This is a genomic window from Paenibacillus catalpae (assembly GCF_900112695.1).
GTDB lineage: Bacteria > Bacillota > Bacilli > Paenibacillales > Paenibacillaceae > Pristimantibacillus > Pristimantibacillus catalpae.
Map to the genome: position 1 here is coordinate 210,264 of NZ_FOMT01000006.1, position 17,516 is coordinate 227,779.

General features: G+C 50.9%; 17 protein-coding genes and 1 pseudogene. 14 read left to right on the forward strand and 4 right to left on the reverse strand.

Annotation, left to right across the window (positions count from 1 at the left end):
• Positions 1-3: 3 nt before the first annotated feature.
• The 6 genes and pseudogenes from BM200_RS25545 to BM200_RS25570 all read left to right on the forward strand — a co-directional run.
• Positions 4-489, forward strand: a pseudogene (locus BM200_RS25545) (MerR family transcriptional regulator); the annotation flags it as partial.
• Positions 486-920: an SRPBCC family protein gene (locus BM200_RS25550; RefSeq protein ID WP_091189569.1), complete on the forward strand. Its 435-nt coding sequence runs from the start codon at positions 486-488 to the stop codon at positions 918-920. The pseudogene BM200_RS25545 and the gene BM200_RS25550, both read left to right, overlap by 4 nt.
• Before the next feature lie 119 nt (positions 921-1,039).
• Positions 1,040-1,615: a GNAT family N-acetyltransferase gene (locus tag BM200_RS25555; RefSeq protein WP_091189570.1), complete on the forward strand. Its 576-nt coding sequence runs from the start codon at positions 1,040-1,042 to the stop codon at positions 1,613-1,615.
• Between the two features lie 85 nt (positions 1,616-1,700).
• Complete coding sequence (locus tag BM200_RS25560; protein WP_091189572.1) at positions 1,701-2,204, forward strand: SRPBCC family protein; 504 nt, start codon at positions 1,701-1,703, stop codon at positions 2,202-2,204.
• Positions 2,167-2,847, forward strand: coding sequence for a YdeI/OmpD-associated family protein (locus tag BM200_RS25565; RefSeq protein ID WP_091189573.1), 681 nt, complete (start codon positions 2,167-2,169; stop codon positions 2,845-2,847). Before BM200_RS25560 ends, BM200_RS25565 begins: the two co-directional genes overlap by 38 nt.
• A gap of 3 nt (positions 2,848-2,850) precedes the next feature.
• Positions 2,851-3,231 carry an MmcQ/YjbR family DNA-binding protein gene (locus tag BM200_RS25570; protein WP_091189575.1) on the forward strand — a complete coding sequence of 127 codons (381 nt, stop codon included), beginning with the start codon at positions 2,851-2,853 and terminating at the stop codon, positions 3,229-3,231.
• Between the two features lie 20 nt (positions 3,232-3,251).
• Here BM200_RS25570 and BM200_RS25575 read toward each other — a convergent pair whose 3' ends face one another.
• Positions 3,252-3,779: a YfiT family bacillithiol transferase gene (locus BM200_RS25575; RefSeq protein ID WP_091189576.1), complete on the reverse strand. Its 528-nt coding sequence runs from the start codon at positions 3,777-3,779 to the stop codon at positions 3,252-3,254.
• Between the two features lie 178 nt (positions 3,780-3,957).
• Between BM200_RS25575 and BM200_RS25580 the strand changes: the two genes are divergently transcribed.
• Positions 3,958-4,926: an iron-hydroxamate ABC transporter substrate-binding protein gene (locus tag BM200_RS25580; protein WP_091189578.1), complete on the forward strand. Its 969-nt coding sequence runs from the start codon at positions 3,958-3,960 to the stop codon at positions 4,924-4,926.
• Positions 4,927-4,979: 53 nt separating this feature from the next.
• Here BM200_RS25580 and BM200_RS25585 read toward each other — a convergent pair whose 3' ends face one another.
• Both BM200_RS25585 and BM200_RS25590 read right to left on the reverse strand, forming a co-directional pair.
• Positions 4,980-6,470 carry a DHA2 family efflux MFS transporter permease subunit gene (locus tag BM200_RS25585; protein ID WP_091189579.1) on the reverse strand — a complete coding sequence of 497 codons (1,491 nt, stop codon included), beginning with the start codon at positions 6,468-6,470 and terminating at the stop codon, positions 4,980-4,982.
• A gap of 248 nt (positions 6,471-6,718) precedes the next feature.
• Entirely contained in the window at positions 6,719-9,232 is a 2,514-nt protein-coding gene (locus BM200_RS25590; protein ID WP_091189580.1) for a choice-of-anchor A family protein, read from the reverse strand.
• A 120-nt stretch (positions 9,233-9,352) separates the two neighbouring features.
• Between BM200_RS25590 and BM200_RS25595 the strand changes: the two genes are divergently transcribed.
• The 4 genes from BM200_RS25595 to BM200_RS25610 all read left to right on the forward strand — a co-directional run bounded on the left by BM200_RS25595 (position 9,353) and on the right by BM200_RS25610 (position 14,494).
• Entirely contained in the window at positions 9,353-10,642 is a 1,290-nt protein-coding gene (locus BM200_RS25595) for a glycosyltransferase family protein (protein WP_091189582.1), read from the forward strand.
• A gap of 109 nt (positions 10,643-10,751) precedes the next feature.
• A complete protein-coding gene (locus BM200_RS25600; protein WP_245773152.1) occupies positions 10,752-11,876 on the forward strand; it encodes an endospore germination permease in 1,125 nt (374 codons plus the stop codon).
• On the forward strand, positions 11,873-13,342 hold the full coding sequence (locus BM200_RS25605) for a spore germination protein (RefSeq protein WP_091189584.1): 1,470 nt from the start codon (positions 11,873-11,875) through the stop codon (positions 13,340-13,342). Before BM200_RS25600 ends, BM200_RS25605 begins: the two co-directional genes overlap by 4 nt.
• A gap of 6 nt (positions 13,343-13,348) precedes the next feature.
• Positions 13,349-14,494 (forward strand): Ger(x)C family spore germination protein, encoded by a 1,146-nt coding sequence (locus tag BM200_RS25610; RefSeq protein ID WP_091189585.1) that lies wholly within the window; start codon positions 13,349-13,351, stop codon positions 14,492-14,494.
• A 2-nt stretch (positions 14,495-14,496) separates the two neighbouring features.
• On the opposite strand, the gene BM200_RS25615 is transcribed toward BM200_RS25610, so the two are convergent.
• Positions 14,497-15,237, reverse strand: coding sequence for an SDR family NAD(P)-dependent oxidoreductase (locus BM200_RS25615; protein ID WP_091189586.1), 741 nt, complete (start codon positions 15,235-15,237; stop codon positions 14,497-14,499).
• Between the two features lie 123 nt (positions 15,238-15,360).
• Between BM200_RS25615 and BM200_RS25620 the strand changes: the two genes are divergently transcribed.
• The 3 genes from BM200_RS25620 to BM200_RS25630 all read left to right on the forward strand — a co-directional run bounded on the left by BM200_RS25620 (position 15,361) and on the right by BM200_RS25630 (position 17,512).
• Positions 15,361-16,239 (forward strand): LysR family transcriptional regulator, encoded by an 879-nt coding sequence (locus BM200_RS25620; protein ID WP_091189588.1) that lies wholly within the window; start codon positions 15,361-15,363, stop codon positions 16,237-16,239.
• Between the two features lie 91 nt (positions 16,240-16,330).
• Positions 16,331-16,873 (forward strand): NADPH-dependent FMN reductase, encoded by a 543-nt coding sequence (locus BM200_RS25625; RefSeq protein WP_091189590.1) that lies wholly within the window; start codon positions 16,331-16,333, stop codon positions 16,871-16,873.
• 147 nt (positions 16,874-17,020) lie between these two features.
• Complete coding sequence (locus tag BM200_RS25630) at positions 17,021-17,512, forward strand: DUF4358 domain-containing protein (protein WP_091189591.1); 492 nt, start codon at positions 17,021-17,023, stop codon at positions 17,510-17,512.
• The last annotated feature ends 4 nt before the right edge of the window (positions 17,513-17,516 follow it).

The following is a 17,516-nucleotide window of genomic DNA, read 5'->3' on the forward strand; positions in this document are numbered from 1 at the left end:
CTATGGAAAGTTGGAGATCTCGCCAAATTGACGGGGCTAACGGTCAGAACCTTGCGCTTTTACGATCAGATCGGCTTATTCTCGCCGTCGGGGCAGACCGATTCGGGCCATCGGCTGTACAATGAAGCTGATCTGTCGCGTCTGCATCAGATTCTGACGCTGAAGGAACTGGGCTTATCGCTCGAGGAGATTAAGGAGACTTTATCCGCCAAGCAGATCAGTCCGCTCGAGATGGTGACGCTGCAGAAGCAGCGGATTAAAGAGCAGATCGCAAAGCAGCAGAAGCTGCTTGAACAACTGGAGCATGCTTCCAAGCTGCTTATCGGCAAGAAGGGCCTATCGGTGGATGATTTTACAAGCCTTCTGCAAGCGATGAAAATGGAGTTTGAGAAGCCCGTTCTTGAGCGGCGGGCCAGCTGGGAGCAGCATTTGGACAGGCTGGGTTCGATGCTGGAGCAGGACCATTCATTTGAGGAGGAAAACGAATGAACGAAAGATTTGTTAAACATGCGACCTTTGTTGTTGAACGTACTTATAAGGCTGGCGCGGGGCGGGTTTTTGAAGCTTGGGCAGATCCGGAGGTAAAGGGCAAATGGTTCTCGAAGCCTGATCAATTCGAATTCCGGGTAGGCGGGCGCGAGTACAGCAGCGGCGGACCGCCGGAAGGACCGGTCTTTACCTTTGACTCGGTTTATCAGGAGATCGTGCAGGATGAGCGCATTGTGTACACCTACACCCTGGATATGAACGGAACGCGGATGTCCGTCTCCACGACAACCATTGAACTGTTTGTGGTGGATGGCGGTACGAAGCTGGTGTTTACCGAGCAGGGAGCCTTCTTTGACGGTCATGACACACCGGAAATTCGCGAACATGGCACAGGCGAGATGTTGGATGCACTTGGCAAGCTGTTTGAATAGAACTTTTGGGGAGAGTCTCTGGGCAGAGGCTCTTTTTTGCTTCTATCAACCGATTGCATTAGTCGGATATTCAAGGTATTTTAGTTACACAAAGTAGAGATGGCTTGCAGGAGGCAGACATGACGAATATAACAATAGAGGTGGTAACGGACGGCAATATTGAGCCTTGCCGGGAGCTTTGCGACGAGCTTATGGCTTTTCAGCAGTCCCGGGCTGTTATGGCACCCGAAGTGTTTGACCGGATGAACTTTAATACACGGATGCGCCGCAGCTATGACAGTGCGCTTCACAAGCACGTTCTTATCGTTAGGGATGGCGGAGTTCCGGTTGGCTACGCGTTCTCAACTATAGATGATGTGGAGCAAGGGGAGGACAAGCTTCCTGCATGGGCGCCTAACCAGGACCCGGCCGTCAGTAAAGGCTTTTATCCGGATTGGGTCATGCTCCCCAAACGAATCGGCTTCCTGAGCAATTTGTATTTGCGCGACGGCTATCGGAGCATGGGTCTTGGATCCAAGCTGTTTGCCATGTCCATGGAATGGCTGGAAAGCTTCCCGGAGGTCGAGCTGTTGTTCATCTATGTCTCCAACGGCAATGAGGATGCGCTTGATTTTTATCTGAAGCACGGCTTCACTTACAGCCACGAGGTGTTTGGCGGTTTCATCAAAGCCGTCTATAAGAAATTGGATAGATAATAGAGTTAAGGGTTTAAATCAGGTTTAGCAGGTTGAATGCCGGCTAATATAGAAGTAAGGAAGATGATTAATTAGTGGGAGGGTAATGACAGTGACATTTCCGGTTGCAAAAGCAGAAATGCTGATCAGAAGGCCAGTGAGCGAAGTGTATGAGGCTTTTATCGATCCGGCTATTACGTCGAAGTTCTGGTTCACGAGGGGAAGTGCAAGGTTAGAAGCCGGCAAGCAAGTCCAATGGGATTGGGACATGTACGGGGCTTCTGCACCTGTTCAAGTACTGGAGCTCGAAGTGAACAAACGAATTGTAATCCATTGGGGCACAAATGCGGAATGGACGTTTACCGCCCAGTCTGAGAACGAGACCTTTGTAACCATTACAGATTCCGGCTTTGAAGGTGAAGCGGAAGAGGTGGTTCAGCAGGCGATTGGTTCCACGGAAGGGTTTACGATTGTTTTGTGCGGGCTGAAGGCTTATCTGGAGCACGGCATTCAGCTTAACTTGGTGTATGACAAAGCGCCTTATGCCCATGTTAACAAACCGGAGGTCACTGATGAGCAAGACGATAGTGGAGAAGTTGAGTTTACATAAATATAAAAAAGCCGCCGTGCTGCATCAGCCGGAAGGCCATAAAGCTTTGGCGGATCTTGAGCATTATGACACGAAGCTGCAGACGGGCAGCCGTTATGATCTTATTTTTGCTTTTGTCCTCGATATGGAGTCGCTGCAGAAGCTGATGGCTGAAGTCATTGAGCAAGGTTATTTGCAGGAAGGGGGCTACTTATTCGCGGCATACCCGAAGAAGGGCAACAAAGCGTATCCGACTTACATTCACCGGGACAGCCTGTTTGAAGGGCTTGGCGCGGACGAAGAAGAAGGCTACATCGGCACAAGCTCCATCAAGTTCGCCCGTATGGTGGGGCTTGATGATGTCTTTACCGTTGTAGGCTTCAAATCGGAGGCGCGGAAGTCTAAGGCTTCCGCTTCGAAGAAGCCAAGTCAAGTTTCGGCTGACTACGCGGGTCAGGTGGCGGAGATTGAGAAGGATCTGGCGGGGAGCCCGGAGGTGCTTGCTTTCTATCAGTCGCTTACACCGGGATACCGCAAGGATTGGGCCCGATATGTCTACAGCGCTGTTCAAGAGGGGACCAGGAACAAACGGAAGGACGAAATGAAAATCATATTGGGCGAAGGCTTTAAGAGTATGGATCTTTATCGGAGAAGGGAGGGCTAATTGATGCAAACACCATTAGGTATGGAGATGCTGGAGCGGGTGCAGAACATTTGCCGGACGCTGCCTGAAGTAGATCAGATCGTAGACGGATTTGGCCATGATGTCATGAAGGTGAGGGGCAAAACCTTCATCATGATGGGAGAAGGGCATAATAGTGCCTTGCCAAGCTTGTCGATCAAAGCCACAAAGGAGCAGCAGTTCCTGCTGCTGGAGCAGGGCGGATACGTGAAGACACCGTATATCGGCCATCACGGCTGGGTTTCCATAGATATGGAGGTCGGGCCGAACTGGGAAGAGCTCACCGGAATTATTCAGGAAGCCTATTTGCTCGCCGCCCCGAAGCGGCTTGTGAAGCAGGTGCTGGAAAGCGGCATAATTAACTAAAATCAACTAAAGCGTATGGGCTACCAGCCCATACGCTTTTTTAGTGAAGTAATCTGCGCGAGATGATGGCGGCCATGCCAGTCAAATCGCTGCAAGGCCGTATCCAGAGTCATTAACCCATGTGTCGGGCTGGTAAAGGTTCTTAGGAATTCATACGGCTGCATCCCATGAAGCAATATGGCAAACCTGCTGCGCAGCGCTTCAAGGATCACGAGCGAGGTCTCAATGGGAGCTTCATAGTCATGAAGCTCCGCCCACATGTTTTGCCGGTACGTTGAAGCGGTCGATTCCTCCTCGGTCAAGGCTCTTTTGAATCGGATATAGGCATTCATATCATTATCCGCCAGATGATGAACGACCTGCCGGATGGTCCAGCCTCCAGGACGGTAAGGAGTGGACAGCTGCTCGTCGGATAGAATCTCCACGGCTTGCCGCAGCATCGACGGCATCTCTGTCATCCCCATCATCCATTGATTGCGCTGCTCGTCAGTTGGTTCGCATATCTCTTCAAAAGGGCCGATCGGATAACGCAAATTGTCCATTGTCATATCACTTTTCCTCCTAATAAATTCCTATAATTGGAAATCAAGAATTTGAACAAAGCTCTATAAAAATTTTAAGTTGCCCTCATTGACAGACTTCCAATAACCATTTATAGTTATTCAATGTGATATTGATAATCATTATCGTAGCTAATGCCATTCAAAATAGAAAAGGAGCTAGACCATGAAAAAGTTTATCCCTGCAATGATGCTGCTTGTGCTTGTAGTCGTACTTAGCGCATGCGGCAGCAACTCGGCAAACAACACGAACAACGCTAACAACGGGGCTGCGGAAGCTACCGCAACACCCGCACCTTCGGAATCAGCAGCAGAGCAGCCTGCTTCCGGTACGGCAACGTACCAAGCGGAAAGCGGTCCTGTTGAAATTCCTGCGAATCCGCAGCGTATCGTAGCATTGGCTTATGCGCCAAACATGATTTCCCTGGGCGCTAATATTGTTGGCGTAGACCAATGGACAAATATGAGCCCTCTCTTCACGGATAAGCTGAAAGGCGCAGAAGTGGTATCCGATGAAGATCTGGAGAAAATCATTGAGCTGGATCCGGACCTGATCATTGTAGGTACAGAAAGCAAGAACGTTGCTAAGCTGAGCGAGATCGCTCCTACCGTTGCCTTCACGTGGGGCAAGCTGGACTACTTGAATCAACAGCTGGAAATCGGCAAGATTCTTGGCAAAGAGCAAGAAGCAAAAACTTGGGTTGAGGACTTCAAAGCCCGTGCAGCCGCGCTTGGCGAAGAGGTTAGAGCGAAGATCGGCGAGAACGCAACCGTATCCGTTATTGAAACGGATGCCAAGAGCTTCTACGTATTCGGCGACCACTGGGCACGCGGTACGGAAGTATTGTACCAGGCGATGGGGCTGAAAATGCCTGAGAAAGTAACGAAGGATGCTCAAGGCCCTGGCTACTACACCTTGTCGCAAGAGCTGCTTCCTGATTACTCGGGCGATTGGATCGTACTGAGCAGAAGCTCCGCAAACGATAATGCCTTCATGAACACGGATACTTGGAAGAACATCCCTGCCGTGAAGAATAACCATGTCATCGAAATTGATACAGAGGCTTCGACTTACAGCGACCCAACAACATTGGAAAGCCTGCTGACTATCTTCAAAGACGGCTTCCTTAAATAATCTGCCCCAACAAAAAGCGCCTTCCAGGACAACCTAGAAGGCGCTTTTTCAATTTAGTGGCTCATGCTGACGCGCTTCTCACCTTCAGGCTGATCGCTTTCCGGCGGTTTTGTACGCTTCACGAACAAGCCGATAATGATTGCGGCGATGGCAACAATAAGACCAATCCAGAAGGCATCGTGAATACCGGAGACCATTCCTTTTGCAGCTTCAGCCGGTGCGGTCGGGTCCGATGACGTCTTTAGATAATCTTTGGTGCCGTTGCTCATGATACTGATGAACAGGGCTGTGCCTATCGCACCGGATACTTGCTGCAGCGTATTCAGAATCGCTGTGCCATGAGGATACAGATGGCGCGGCAGCTGGTTCAAACCGGAGGTTTGAGCCGGCATCATCACAAGAGAAATACCGATCATCATAATGATATGAATCAGAATGATATGGCCGTTGCTTGCGGCTGCATCAATGCCTGTGAACATCCACAGCGAGATTGCAACAAGAATCAAGCCCGGTGTAACAAGAACCCGTGGACCAAACTTGTCGAACAAGACGCCGGAGACGGGCGCCATAACTCCGTTGACAATACTGCCAGGCAGCATAATCAGGCCGGATGTGAATGCGGTCATGAGCAAAGCGCCCTGCAGGAACATCGGGAGCAGCGTCATGGTGGAGAACAACGTCATCATAAGCACGAACAGCAGGATGGTTACGATCGAGAACATGGGGAATTTGAATGCCCGCAGGTCAAGAATCGGAGCCTTCAGCTTAAGCTGGCGCCAGATGAACAGAATCAGTGAGACAGCGCCGATCGTAATCATCCAGACAACCTCTGGATCCGACCAGCCTCTCTCGCCTGTCGAGCTGAAGCCGTAAACGATTCCGCCAAAGCCGATGGTGGAGAGAAGGATGGACAGGATATCAACCTTAGGCTTTGTTATATCCGATACGTTCTTCAGGAACATAAAGGAGAAAATAATAGACAATGCCGCAAGCGGAATCACAAGAATAAACAGCCAGCGCCAGTTCAACGAGTCCATAATAACACCGGACAGTGTTGGACCAATGGCAGGAGCGGCCATAATAACAAGACCGATCAGACCCATGGCGCCACCGCGTTTTTCCGGCGGGAAGATCGCCATAATGGTGTTCATCAATACAGGAAGCATCAGACCGGTTCCGATCGCTTGAACGATACGTCCTACAAGGAGAACGCCAAATTCAGGCGCAACGGCCGAAATGACAGTGCCTGCAAAAAACAAAGTCATTGCGCCGATAAACATTTGTCTGGTGGTATACCACTGTTGAAGCAGCGCTGTTACCGGTACGAGCACACCTACCACAAGCATATAAGCGGTTGTCAGCCATTGGATCGTTGAAGGGCCAACTTCGAAAGCATTCATTAACTCAGGGAGTGCATTACCAAGCAGCGTTTCGTTCAGAATCGCGATAAACGCGCCAATAATAATAGTAGCAATAATGGGCCCGCGCTTAATATTGCTTAAGTCGGGAGCCGAGCTGGATCCACCAGCTTGAGAAGCATTCATGGATAATTGCCTTCCTTTCCATCGAAAAGGTATGTACCTTATTTTGTTTAGGCCCTCTGGACAGTATGCTATGGCGTTCCGTCCTTATTTTCCCCTCCACGGATCTATATTCAAGCCCAATTTCCACTTTATCACAGGCGGCTAGGCCGAGAAAAGGGTGCCTGACGGGAAGAAATAATTATATTTAATTTCGATATTGCAGAAAAGCCCAAGACCTTTGCCATGCAAGGATCCTGGGCCTTTCTCAATTATTCTTCTTCTTCCTCGACGATAATGCGAACCGTATTGGTCAGCAGACCGGCCCGGAAGCAGGAGGTTCCAAACCGGAATTCGAAAAGAACGGCTGCCTGGTTAATGATAATGCCGCCCATCGGCTCGGCCAGCACGTTCACCAGGAAGGTAAGTCTCCGCGTTACTCCCGGTGCGATGGTGCCAAGCGGGATACCGGCTTGAGGATCAGGCTGCGGAATGCCGTCGACGGTCAGACTTCCTGATACGAAGGAAAGCTGATTATCGAGCGGGTCATAGAAGATGACCTGGCTGGCCGTAATATCCGAAGATAGATTCGTGAGCGTAATGTTGTAATGGTAGCTGTCTCCGACCCTGACGATTTGCGCGTCGGCGGTTTTGAGGAAGGAGGCAAAGTCTGATGCGCGAATCATGGATACCGGGTTCGATATCGTATTGGACTGGTAGGTCTGAGTTACTATCTGTTGATTCGGCAGCACGAAATCAGCTTTTACTTGAGCTGTATTCGTTAGTGCTCCGCTTCCTCTTACGAGGACATCAAAACGGATGGTCGTGCTTTGATTCTGAGCAATGGGCCCAAGACTAATGCCTTCGCTCGGATTATCATCCAGTCTAAGCACGTTATTAACACGAATGGTTCCCGGAATGAATAGTGCATTCGCCGGAAGGATGTCCGTTAAAGTCGTTCGGCCGGATACCGCATTGCCGTTGTTAATGACAAAGATGGTATAGGTAATCCGCTGTCCCACAAATAAGGAGACATCAAGAAAGGCTTTGGAGACAATCAGGTTAGGCGTATTCAGAACCGTTATCCAAGGGACTGTGACAAAGCTTGTTGAGAGGATGGGCTGAACCGTTCCTGCCATGACCGGTATGGTCAAACCAACGAGCGGTGTAAGGGTAACGCCCGGAACCGATACCTGCTGACTAAGCAGAACAGTTCCATCCGGACCGGTTATCGGCCCCAGGTTCGGAACTTGGCCCGGCGTTGGTGTTACGCCAGGCTTAAAGATAGGAAGGACAGGTAGAATGAGCCCGGGAACAGGCGTTACCCCCAACATGCCGCTTACAGAAATTTCTCCAGGCGTACAGGTTGCCGGTACAGTGCCTGGCGGAACGGCGACGATAAAGCCGGCATTCGTAATTTGTCCATTAGGAGGATATCCCGTAACAAACGCCTGGAATTGAATGGTCACGACCTGCCCGACGTTGATGAGACCGATGATGACCTGCTCGGTAACGTCCACACCGCTGAAGCGGCCTCCGTCAATAAATAAGCTGGATGGAATGAATTGAACGCCAGGAGGAAAGACCTCGGCCAATATGACTTCTCCGGGAGCCGTTCCTATATTTGTCACCGTAATCGTATACGTAATCGTATCGCCAAGCTGTGCGGTTGTGACATTTGGGGTTTTGGTCGCTGTAATGATTGGTCCCGTGACAACTGCAGGTGTCGTGGTTGAAGTCGATGTCGTGGTTGTGGTCGTCGGCACTGGCGTTGTAGTCGTTGAAGTTGTTGTTGTTGAAGTAGTGGGAACGGCGGTTGTTGTACTAGATGTACTCGATGTTGATGATGTGCTGGTTGTTGAGGTTGTACTCGTTGTTGATGTTGTTGATGTTGTTGACGTTGTTGTAGATGTAGTAGAAGAAGTCGTCGAAGTTGATGTGGTTGACGATGTCGGCACAACCGTACCCGGCAGGCAGCCCATAAACGGTATATTATGCGCCTCAAGCGTGCCGCCCACATTCGTGAGTGATTGAGCAACGAGCGTTCCATCAATGTTGCCGAAGCCAATCGCTTCCCAGTTCGCATAAGGTGCAAGCACGGAGCCGGTAATCGACAGGTTCTGGTTAAAGGCGGTAATCGCCTGATAGAGGTTCCAGAGAATGAATTGTCCGTCCCCGGGAGTAGCGGTAACGCCATTGCGAAAAATCTGATAGCTTCCGAATCCGACACTGTCATCCCCAACATTGATGAGAATAGTCGAGCTTGCCGGAGCAATGATGTTAATGCCGTTTGCGGTATCCAGCCGCAGTCCGTTGCCGTCCACATTATTGCCGTTGAACATAAATATGTTAATGGCAGGATCCGTGCCTGTAAGTACGATTTGGCCAAAATTAATGGTTACCGTGCCGTTTACGGGTAAGGCAGCCAGGTTAAGGGACAGCTGCGCCAAATATTGTTCAGCCCCGTCGAAGTCGATTGGCGTACTTACAAGGGGCTGGCCGGGTACTCCGTTATTATTGGTCATCGTGTAATTAATGACCGTACTGCCTGGGTAGATAACGGTATTCCCAGCGAAATTGGTACCCGCAGAAATATCAATATTTCCCCGCACAATCAAATCCGCTCTTGTCGTTGACACGGGCAGTGTATTGCCAATCCCATAGCTGTTATAAGTGGCATTGCCTCCAACGGCTACTCTCCCCTCTGAGTCTACAAAGGATTGGGTATGATCGCCAAACAGAAATAAGTTGAAGCTATTGGCTATCCCGAGATCAACACAGGCCATTCATGAATCCCCTCCCAAGTACAGTAATAAGCCCATTTACGCACACCTTAGATACCTATGCATATTCCCTCTTATTCAGGCATAGAAGACAGTATTTACACAAAAAAAGGGGGTCGGGTGTTGCAAATCGCCATTCTTACGATGTTTAACGGGCTGTCGAAGACCTATTCCCTGGTCAGTGTTGTAGAGGAGCATCTGCACATGCTGCTTGGCGGCGGAATGCGGGTGAAGGTGCTGGTCAGCCAGGACTGCCCTGATTCCGAGAGGTACGGGATCTATAACGATAAACGGATTGAATGGGTAAAAATAACGAACCGTCTGCAGGGTAAGCAGATCCACTGGATGGATTATACCCAGCCAACCGGCAGGGTCCATCCGAGCTTCTTTGAGGAGGCTGAGGCCGTTGCGGACAGCTTATATGACGCGCTGCAGGATGTGGATGTTGTCTTTCTCCACGATATTCTGTATCAAGGATGGCATCTCGTACATAATGTGGCCGTCCGCCAGGTGCAGGTCAGGCTTCCCCGGCTAAGGTTCCTCGCGATGAACCACTCCCATCCGGCCGCCAGGCCGCGGCGGATGGACTGGCCCCTCTCGGCGAGGTATATGCCCCTTCCGAATGCGACGTATTTATATCCGGCGGAGTCGGGGCTTGCTGCACTGGCTGACCAATACATGGTTCCGCTCGAGCGGTGCAGAGCCATTCCTAACAGCTTGAATCTGTATGGCGAGATAAGTGAAGAGGTTAAGCGGCTCGGAGAACTGACCGATCTGCTCGAGCCGGATATTCTGGCGGTGTATCCTGGCCGGCTGACAACGGGTAAGCAGATGGAGAAAGCAGCCGCATTGCTGGGTGCCATAGGCGCCGTGTCCGGGAAGCGGGTGAAAATGATCTTTTGCGACTTTCCCTCACTTGATATTGAGCCCGCTGCTTATAAACAAAGAATCAGAAGCGAAGGGGAGATATACGGGCTTGGCGTCGATGCGCTTGTATTCACCTCGGAGCTGGGCTGGCCGGACGGATTCCCGCATCGCGGCGTTATGGATTTGTTCACCTTGAGCAACCTGTTTATATGCACGTCCTATTCGGAGTCATTTGGACTTATTGTGCTGGAGGCGGCAAGCCGCGGGAATATGCTGGTCCTGAATCAGGCGGTGCCTGCTCTGGAGGAGCTGGGCAATCGGCTGAAGGCGTATTTCATGCGATGGAATGCGCGGGGGTTCGGCTGCGACACGAGAGAAACCTATCATCCTTCTGAGGAAGCCTATTTACGCGAGCATGCGGAGCTGATCGTTCGCATGATGGATGATAATCCGGTCATACAGGCCAAAACCATCACCCGTCAGCGCTATAACCCGCAGTGGATATGGGAGCACCGGCTGAGGCCGTTAATTGAGAATCAACTATAAAACCGGATGCCGGCCCCCTTGCCCAAGGGGGCTTTTTGCTGTTCTATGAATAATTTGGCAGTTCTAGAGGGAGCGTATAACATATCTTTTCCCAGTTACAGGGGATGCTATGAAACGGGATGATATTCAGATGAATGTATCGGCGAGCAAAATTACAATAATCCAGCTGCTTATGATATTCGCTTTAACGAACGGACTTATTGATCATGTCATTATTAACCCGATGCTGCTGGATTCCTCCGGCCGGGATGCCTGGATTACCGTTCTTGTAACGGGAGGCATGTTTATCGTATGGTGTCTGCTGCTTTCCTGGATGATCCGCAAATCCGGACAGCAGAAGTGGCAGAAGTGGATATCCGAGAAGACTCACCCTTTGGTGTCGTGGATCCTGATGATACCGGTGTGCGTAGTCTTGTACGTGATTGGAGCTACAACCGTCATTCATACCGTGAAATGGAATACAACGAACTATTTGCCGGCTTCTCCTGCGCTGGTGCTGACGCTCACTCTGGTTGCGATCTGCTTCCTCATTACGATATGGGGGCTTCGCGTCATCGCGGTTACGGCAGGGGTATTGTTTCCCATTGTCAGTCTGCTGGGGGTATTCGTCAGTGTCTTTAATCATTCGGAAAAGGATTACCGTCTCCTAACTCCCATTCTGGAGCATGGGTGGGCTCCCGTTCTTGACGGCATCCTTTATGCTTCGAGCGGCTTCATTGAAGTCATCTTCATCCTGATGCTTCAGCATCGGCTCAGCGAGAAGATCAAGACCTGGCATGTATTTGCCTACAGCCTGTTTATTATTGTCATCATGCTGGGGCCCATCGTTGGGGCGATTACCGAATTCGGGCCAAAAGAAGCGTCCAATCAGATGACGCCTCCCTATGAGCAGTGGCGGCTGGTGAAGGTGGGGGAATATATCGAGCATGTCGATTTCTTCTCGATCTTTCAATGGATGTCGGGGGCATGCATTCGGATCAGTCTCGCCGCTTATTTGATTACGGATACCCTGAGGCTGACCGGACGGGTTCGGAAATGGGCTACAGCCATTATAATGGCCAGCTATATATTCGTTGGAATTATTCCAACGAATGATAACACCTATTACAAGTGGATGTATGCCTTCTTTTTGCCGATATCGTTCGGTATCCTGTTTGCTGTGACAATCACGTGGATGGTCATAACGCTATTCGCCAAGCCTTCCAAACCATTCCGAAAGGGTGAGCCTCAATGACAGCGCCGGCAGCCAGCATGAACTGGTCGGAGGAACGATTAAAGCAGTTATATAAAGGGTCGGCCGATGTATGCGTGAAGCCATGCCGGTTTGGAGCAAGCGATAGGACGGCAGTTGTATTGGTCTATGCCGTTGGCCTGTGCGACACGGGGCAAATCCATGAATTTGCGCTCCCTGTCCTCGCCGAATATTACGATGGAGCGGGCAAAGTCACCGCCCAAGAGATGAATCAACTGGTGTCCCGGCTATCGCTGTTCTCTTACAAGGGTCATCCTACAATCGATGAGATTGATGAGACGATCTTTGAGGGAGGGCTATTCCTCTACTTCGTCCAGGAGAAGCGTTATTTCCGGATGGAGATCGCCGACCGTCCGCAGCGAATGCCAACGGAGTCAAGCACGGAGATCTCCATTAAAGGGCCAAAGGATGGCTTTAATGAAGATATGTCGACCAATGTGGCGCTTATCCGCAAACGGCTGCGCAGCCACTCGCTTAATGTTCGGGAATATACGCTTGGCAAACGGACGAAGACGAAGCTTGCGCTCCTTTATTTCTCGGATATTATTAGTCCAAAGGTGTTAGATGCCGTTCATAAAAGCCTGGAATCCATTGATACCGACGGCGTATACAGCATTAATCAGCTGGAAGAGGCTTTAACGGGCTCGAAGTACAAGTTTCTTCCCTTGCTGGACTATACGGGCCGGCCTGATTATTGCGTGAACTCCCTGCTCTCGGGCCGGTTTCTCATTGTGATGGACGGCAATCCGCTTGTGATTGTGGGGCCGGCAGGATTAAGCCTGCTGCTCAAGTCGCCGGAAGATATTCATTTCAACTACACCTATATTTCATTCGCCCGGTTCATCCGGTTATTTAGTCTGTTTGTGACGGTGTTTCTGCCGGGCATCTGGGTAGCCCTGATGGCCTTCCATCAGGACCAGCTGCCTTTCCGGATCATGGCGACGATCTCGGTTTCACGGCTCGGGCTGCCGTTCTCGGCCCAAATTGAGATGTTTATTCTGCTCATGCTCCTGGAGATTTTCCGCGAGGCGGGCGTACGTCTTCCAACCTCGATTGGACAGACCTTAACCTCCATTGGGGGACTTATTATCGGGGATGCCGCAATCAGGGCGGGGCTTGTCTCTCCTTCAGTTGTAGTCGTAGGCGCCATAACGGCGGTCTCGGGCGTAACGCTGGTTAACCAGTCATTAAGCACGGTGGTCAGCATTATCCGGCTGTTCTTCTTCATCCTCTCCTCCTTCCTCGGCATGTACGGGGTTATTCTGGGGATTGTTATTTTTATTGCTGTAATGGGCAGTCAGAGCTCCTTCGGCGTCAGCTATCTGGCACCGTTATCCCCGCTTAAGATCAAGGATCTGGTTGCTTCGTTCCTCCGATTGCCGTGGTTTATGATGAAACGGCGTCCCATCAGCCTGCAGAATCAGGATGATGAACGGCAGGGAGGTTGAAATTTGATGCGATTAATAGGAAGGATAGCGGTCCTTTGTTTATTAGTGGTGCCGGTTCTTCAAGGCTGTGCGAACTCAAGAGATATTCAGAACCTGGCTTACGTGACCGCGCTTGGCATCGACTATGAGGACGGTAAGTATAAGACCTACGTTCAGGTGCTTAACTTCTCGAATATCGCCCGGAGCGAGAATACGCAGCTGGGGACGGAAGTGCCGATCTGGATTGGCAAGGGGGAAGGGAAGACGCTTGCGCTTTCCCTGGCCGATACGAATACGACCTCTCAATTTCCGTTGTTCTGGGGGCATATGAAGGCGGTTGTGCTCAGTGAAAATATATTGAGGCACGGAGGCAAAGAAACCTACAGCACGCTCAACCGTCATTATGAGGTGCGGTATAACGTCCTGGTATTTGGAACGGCGGAAAAGCTGCCGGATGTCCTCACTCAACGTTCCTTGTTCAATCTGTCGCCGCTTGACACGATTATGTTCACAAGCGTGCAGTCCCGCAGCCAAAGTCCTTATGTTATTGCCTCCTATGGCAACCGGCTGATTGCGAATATGAACGAGCCGGGCAACTCTTTCTATATGCCCTCTATTGCCATCAACAAGAACAGCTGGCTGGAGGATGAGAAGAAGAAGGGGATGTTCGAGATGGACGGCGCTTACTTTTTCAACCATGGAAAGCTGGCGGACAAGATGACGGTGGAAGAACTGCAGGGTATACGGTGGGCTACCAAAAAAATCGCCAAAACAACGCTGCAGGTCCCGCTGGAGGAGGACAAGAACGCTGCGATTACGTTTACTCATCCCAAGCTGAAAGTGAAGCCCCTTGTCCAGGGCGGCGATGTAACGTTTGAAATTTCCGTTAACGCGAAAGGTACAATCCGGGAGTCCTTTGACGCATCGATCCGGGAGCTGGAGGAGAAGGCGGAACAAACGATTGAGAATGAAATCCGGCATACCTTCAAAATTGGCCTGGCAAAAAAATGTGATCCTTTCCAGCTGGAAGAAACGCTGTACCGGCGGAATCCCCGGCTCTTCCACCAGCTAACGAAAGGCAGTTCGTTCTTCCTGAACGAACGTTCTCTCGGCAGCGTGCATGTTAAGGTGGACATCACAAGTACAGGTAAATATAAAGAGGTTGTGAAATAGGCTTACAGCGTTTGGCCGCTGTCGACGGTGATAATCTGGCCAGTCATCGCTTCCTGCTCCAGCGCGGCGCAGATAAGCTGCGCAATATCCTCAGGCGTAGAGAGCTGCTGCAAGAGCAGGTTAGGAGCATGCTGCTTCATCTGCTCTTCTCTGCCGGCCCACCATCTGGTCTCCACGGCTCCCGGCACGACGCAGTTGACGCGAATAACGGGAGCCAAAGCGCGGGCAAGCGACTTGGTAAGGCCGTGAACGGCGGCCTTGGATACCGCGTAGGGCAGGGACGAGCCGAGGCCGGTTATGCCGGCGATGCTGCCAAGGTTGACGATGGCGCCCTGTCCCTGCTTTTGCATGTAGGGTGCGACGGCTCTGGCGCAGTAGAACATGCCCTTCACGTTGACAGCAAACAAGTTATCCCACACCTCTTCGGTTGCGGCCTCCAGATCCGGGAACGGAATATGGCTTGTAATGCCGGCATTATTAACAAGCAGGTCAATGCTGCCAAAGTGACGGACGATCTGCTCCGCCATATTTTTGACCTCTTGATCCTTCGAGACATCTGCCTGCAGGGCAATCGCTTGTCCGCCCAGGCTCCGAATAAGCTGCACGGTCTCTTCGGCTTCTTCTCTGGAGCGTGAATAGTTGACGGCAACCGATGTGCCCTTGCTTGCTAACGCCAGACTGGCTGCCCGGCCAATCCCGGTTCCTCCTCCGGTTACTAGCGCTGTTTTATGCTGCAGGTTCATGTGATTTCCTCCCTTATTTCTTCCTTACATCGATTGTAAAAGTCTCAGATCGATTTGTATAATTGAATTAAGTGAATGTTTGGTTCAATTATATTGAACTAATAAGGGATAAAGAGGTGCCGGATGGATCTGAAAACCTTAAAGACCCTGCAGGCGATCGTGCGGCATGGCAGCTTTAATCAGGCGGCGGAAGAGCTCAGCTATGCTCAGTCCACGGTGACGATGCAAATTCAGAAGCTGGAGGCGGATCTGGGGGTACAGCTGTTTGAACGGGGGAAGAAGGTCCGGCTGACGGAAGCGGGACGGCTGTTCTACAAGCAAAGCCTGGATATCGTATACCGGATGGAGCAGCTGCAGGCCAATCTGTCGGATATGCATAAAGGCGAGGCGGGCAAAATCCGGCTTGGCGTAACGGAGCCAACCGCAAGCTCGCGGCTGCCGCAGCTGTTAATGGCTTTTATGCGGGAATTTCCCAAAATCGAGGTATCGCTTGAGATTGCAAGTACACCGGCGCTAGTAAGCAGCCTGAGGCAGGGAACGCTGGATTTTGCTTTATGCTCGGCGCCAGAGGCTGGAGAAGAGCTGTATTTCCACCCGCTGTTTCTGGAAAAGTTCGTCATGCTGCTGCCGGAGGATCATCCTCTCGCCGGGACCGATCGGGTTAGCTTGGCCGATCTGGAAGGGCACAGGCTGCTTATTACCGCGGCCACCTGTCCCTACCGGAAGAAGCTGGAGAGAATACTGCAGGATGACGGACTAATCTCTATCCGGACGATGGAGATCGGCAGTATGACAGCGTTGAAGCATTATGTTGCAAGCGGTTTTGGCATTGCCCTTGTGCCGATGTATGCCCTTGATCCCTTGCCCGCCGGCACGATAACAAGGGAGATTCAAGGTGCATCGGTCGATATGCTCATGGGAATGCTCAGTCGAACGGGGCCGTTAGCTCCGGCTGCTGCCAAACTTTACGATAAATTAAGGCAAGATATGGAAAGGATTTAAGCCCCTGTATAGAGAAAGAATGTTATGGAGACGATAGAGCAAGTGATTTCTGTTCAATCGTTAAACTTAGTCTAAGAAAGAGGGAAAATTCATGTCGAATCTGAATATTGGTATCATTCTGGGAAGTACACGCCAAGGTCGTGTATGTCCGCAAGTAGGCGAGTGGGTTAAAGGTGTTGCTGATAAACGCGGCGATGCTAATTATGAGATTGTAGACGTTGCAGACTACAAGCTGCCGATGTTTGGCGAAGTGGATGCATCGGAGCAAGCGGGCGCTTGGAACTCGAAGCTGGCGAGCTTGGACGGTTTCGTGTTTATCGTAGCGGAATATAACCACAGTATCACAGGCTCCCTGAAAAATGCTCTCGATTTCGCGCGTGATGCGTGGAACAACAAAGCAGCCGGCATCGTGAGCTACGGCTCGGTGGGCGGCGCCCGCGCAGCGGAGCATCTTCGCGGTATTCTTGGCGAGCTGTCGGTAGCGGACGTACGCGTTCACCCGGCGCTGTCGCTGTTCACTGACTTTGAGAACGGCTCAGTATTCAAGCCGGCTGATCTGCATCTGACTAATGTAAACGGCATGCTGGATCAAGTTCTAGCGTGGAGCGGAGCGCTCAAGACGTTAAGACAATAGAATCAAAAAACCATGAAAGAGCATCCTCCTTGAGGGTGCTCTTTTTTTTGTTAATTAACGGCAATGTGTAACCTTCCTGTCATATTTAACGTCAGAAGCACTGTCTGAATTCGAAATGATTACCCTACATCAAGGAGTGTGCTAGACGTGAAAAAACCAATGTTTCTTCTGCTATTTACGGTTCTCTTAAGTCTGATGCTGAGTGCGTGCTCGAATGGGGGCAACAACAGCAAATCGCCTGAAACCTCGTTAACCCCGAAAGAAATGGTAGAGAAGCTGGTGCAGCCATACGAGCAGCCGCCGCAGGCCGAGCTTGATCCGGAAGGGGTGAAGAATCTGTATCATCTGGATCCGGCGCTTCTCGAAGCGTATTCTATCAAGACCCCTCTTATGAACATCAAGACCAATGAAGTTGCCGTTCTGAAGGTGAAAGACGCCAAGGACATGGAGACGGTCCAGAAAGCCGTTGAACAGCGTGCGGCAGATGTTCAGAAGCAATTCGAAAGCTATTTGCCTGATCAATATGAGAATGCCAAAAACTATAAAACAGCCGTGAAAGGCAGCTATCTGCTGTTCGTTATGGATGAACAAGCGGATGAAATGGTAACCGCCTTCAACGCCTTCTTCGACGAGAAGTAACCAG

What these genes read in the sequence shown, in the direction of transcription:
- BM200_RS25550 (WP_091189569.1), top strand. Translation starts at nt 486, where the DNA reads ATGAACGAAAGATTTGTTAAACATGCGACCTTTGTTGTTGAACGTACT.
- BM200_RS25555 (WP_091189570.1), top strand. Translation starts at nt 1,040, where the DNA reads ATGACGAATATAACAATAGAGGTGGTAACGGACGGCAATATTGAGCCT.
- BM200_RS25560 (WP_091189572.1), top strand. Translation starts at nt 1,701, where the DNA reads ATGACAGTGACATTTCCGGTTGCAAAAGCAGAAATGCTGATCAGAAGG.
- BM200_RS25565 (WP_091189573.1), top strand. Translation starts at nt 2,167, where the DNA reads ATGAGCAAGACGATAGTGGAGAAGTTGAGTTTACATAAATATAAAAAA.
- BM200_RS25570 (WP_091189575.1), top strand. Translation starts at nt 2,851, where the DNA reads ATGCAAACACCATTAGGTATGGAGATGCTGGAGCGGGTGCAGAACATT.
- BM200_RS25575 (WP_091189576.1), bottom strand. Translation starts at nt 3,779, where the DNA reads ATGACAATGGACAATTTGCGTTATCCGATCGGCCCTTTTGAAGAGATA.
- BM200_RS25580 (WP_091189578.1), top strand. Translation starts at nt 3,958, where the DNA reads ATGAAAAAGTTTATCCCTGCAATGATGCTGCTTGTGCTTGTAGTCGTA.
- BM200_RS25585 (WP_091189579.1), bottom strand. Translation starts at nt 6,470, where the DNA reads ATGAATGCTTCTCAAGCTGGTGGATCCAGCTCGGCTCCCGACTTAAGC.
- BM200_RS25590 (WP_091189580.1), bottom strand. Translation starts at nt 9,232, where the DNA reads ATGGCCTGTGTTGATCTCGGGATAGCCAATAGCTTCAACTTATTTCTG.
- BM200_RS25600 (WP_245773152.1), top strand. Translation starts at nt 10,752, where the DNA reads ATGAAACGGGATGATATTCAGATGAATGTATCGGCGAGCAAAATTACA.
- BM200_RS25605 (WP_091189584.1), top strand. Translation starts at nt 11,873, where the DNA reads ATGACAGCGCCGGCAGCCAGCATGAACTGGTCGGAGGAACGATTAAAG.
- BM200_RS25610 (WP_091189585.1), top strand. Translation starts at nt 13,349, where the DNA reads ATGCGATTAATAGGAAGGATAGCGGTCCTTTGTTTATTAGTGGTGCCG.
- BM200_RS25615 (WP_091189586.1), bottom strand. Translation starts at nt 15,237, where the DNA reads ATGAACCTGCAGCATAAAACAGCGCTAGTAACCGGAGGAGGAACCGGG.
- BM200_RS25620 (WP_091189588.1), top strand. Translation starts at nt 15,361, where the DNA reads ATGGATCTGAAAACCTTAAAGACCCTGCAGGCGATCGTGCGGCATGGC.
- BM200_RS25625 (WP_091189590.1), top strand. Translation starts at nt 16,331, where the DNA reads ATGTCGAATCTGAATATTGGTATCATTCTGGGAAGTACACGCCAAGGT.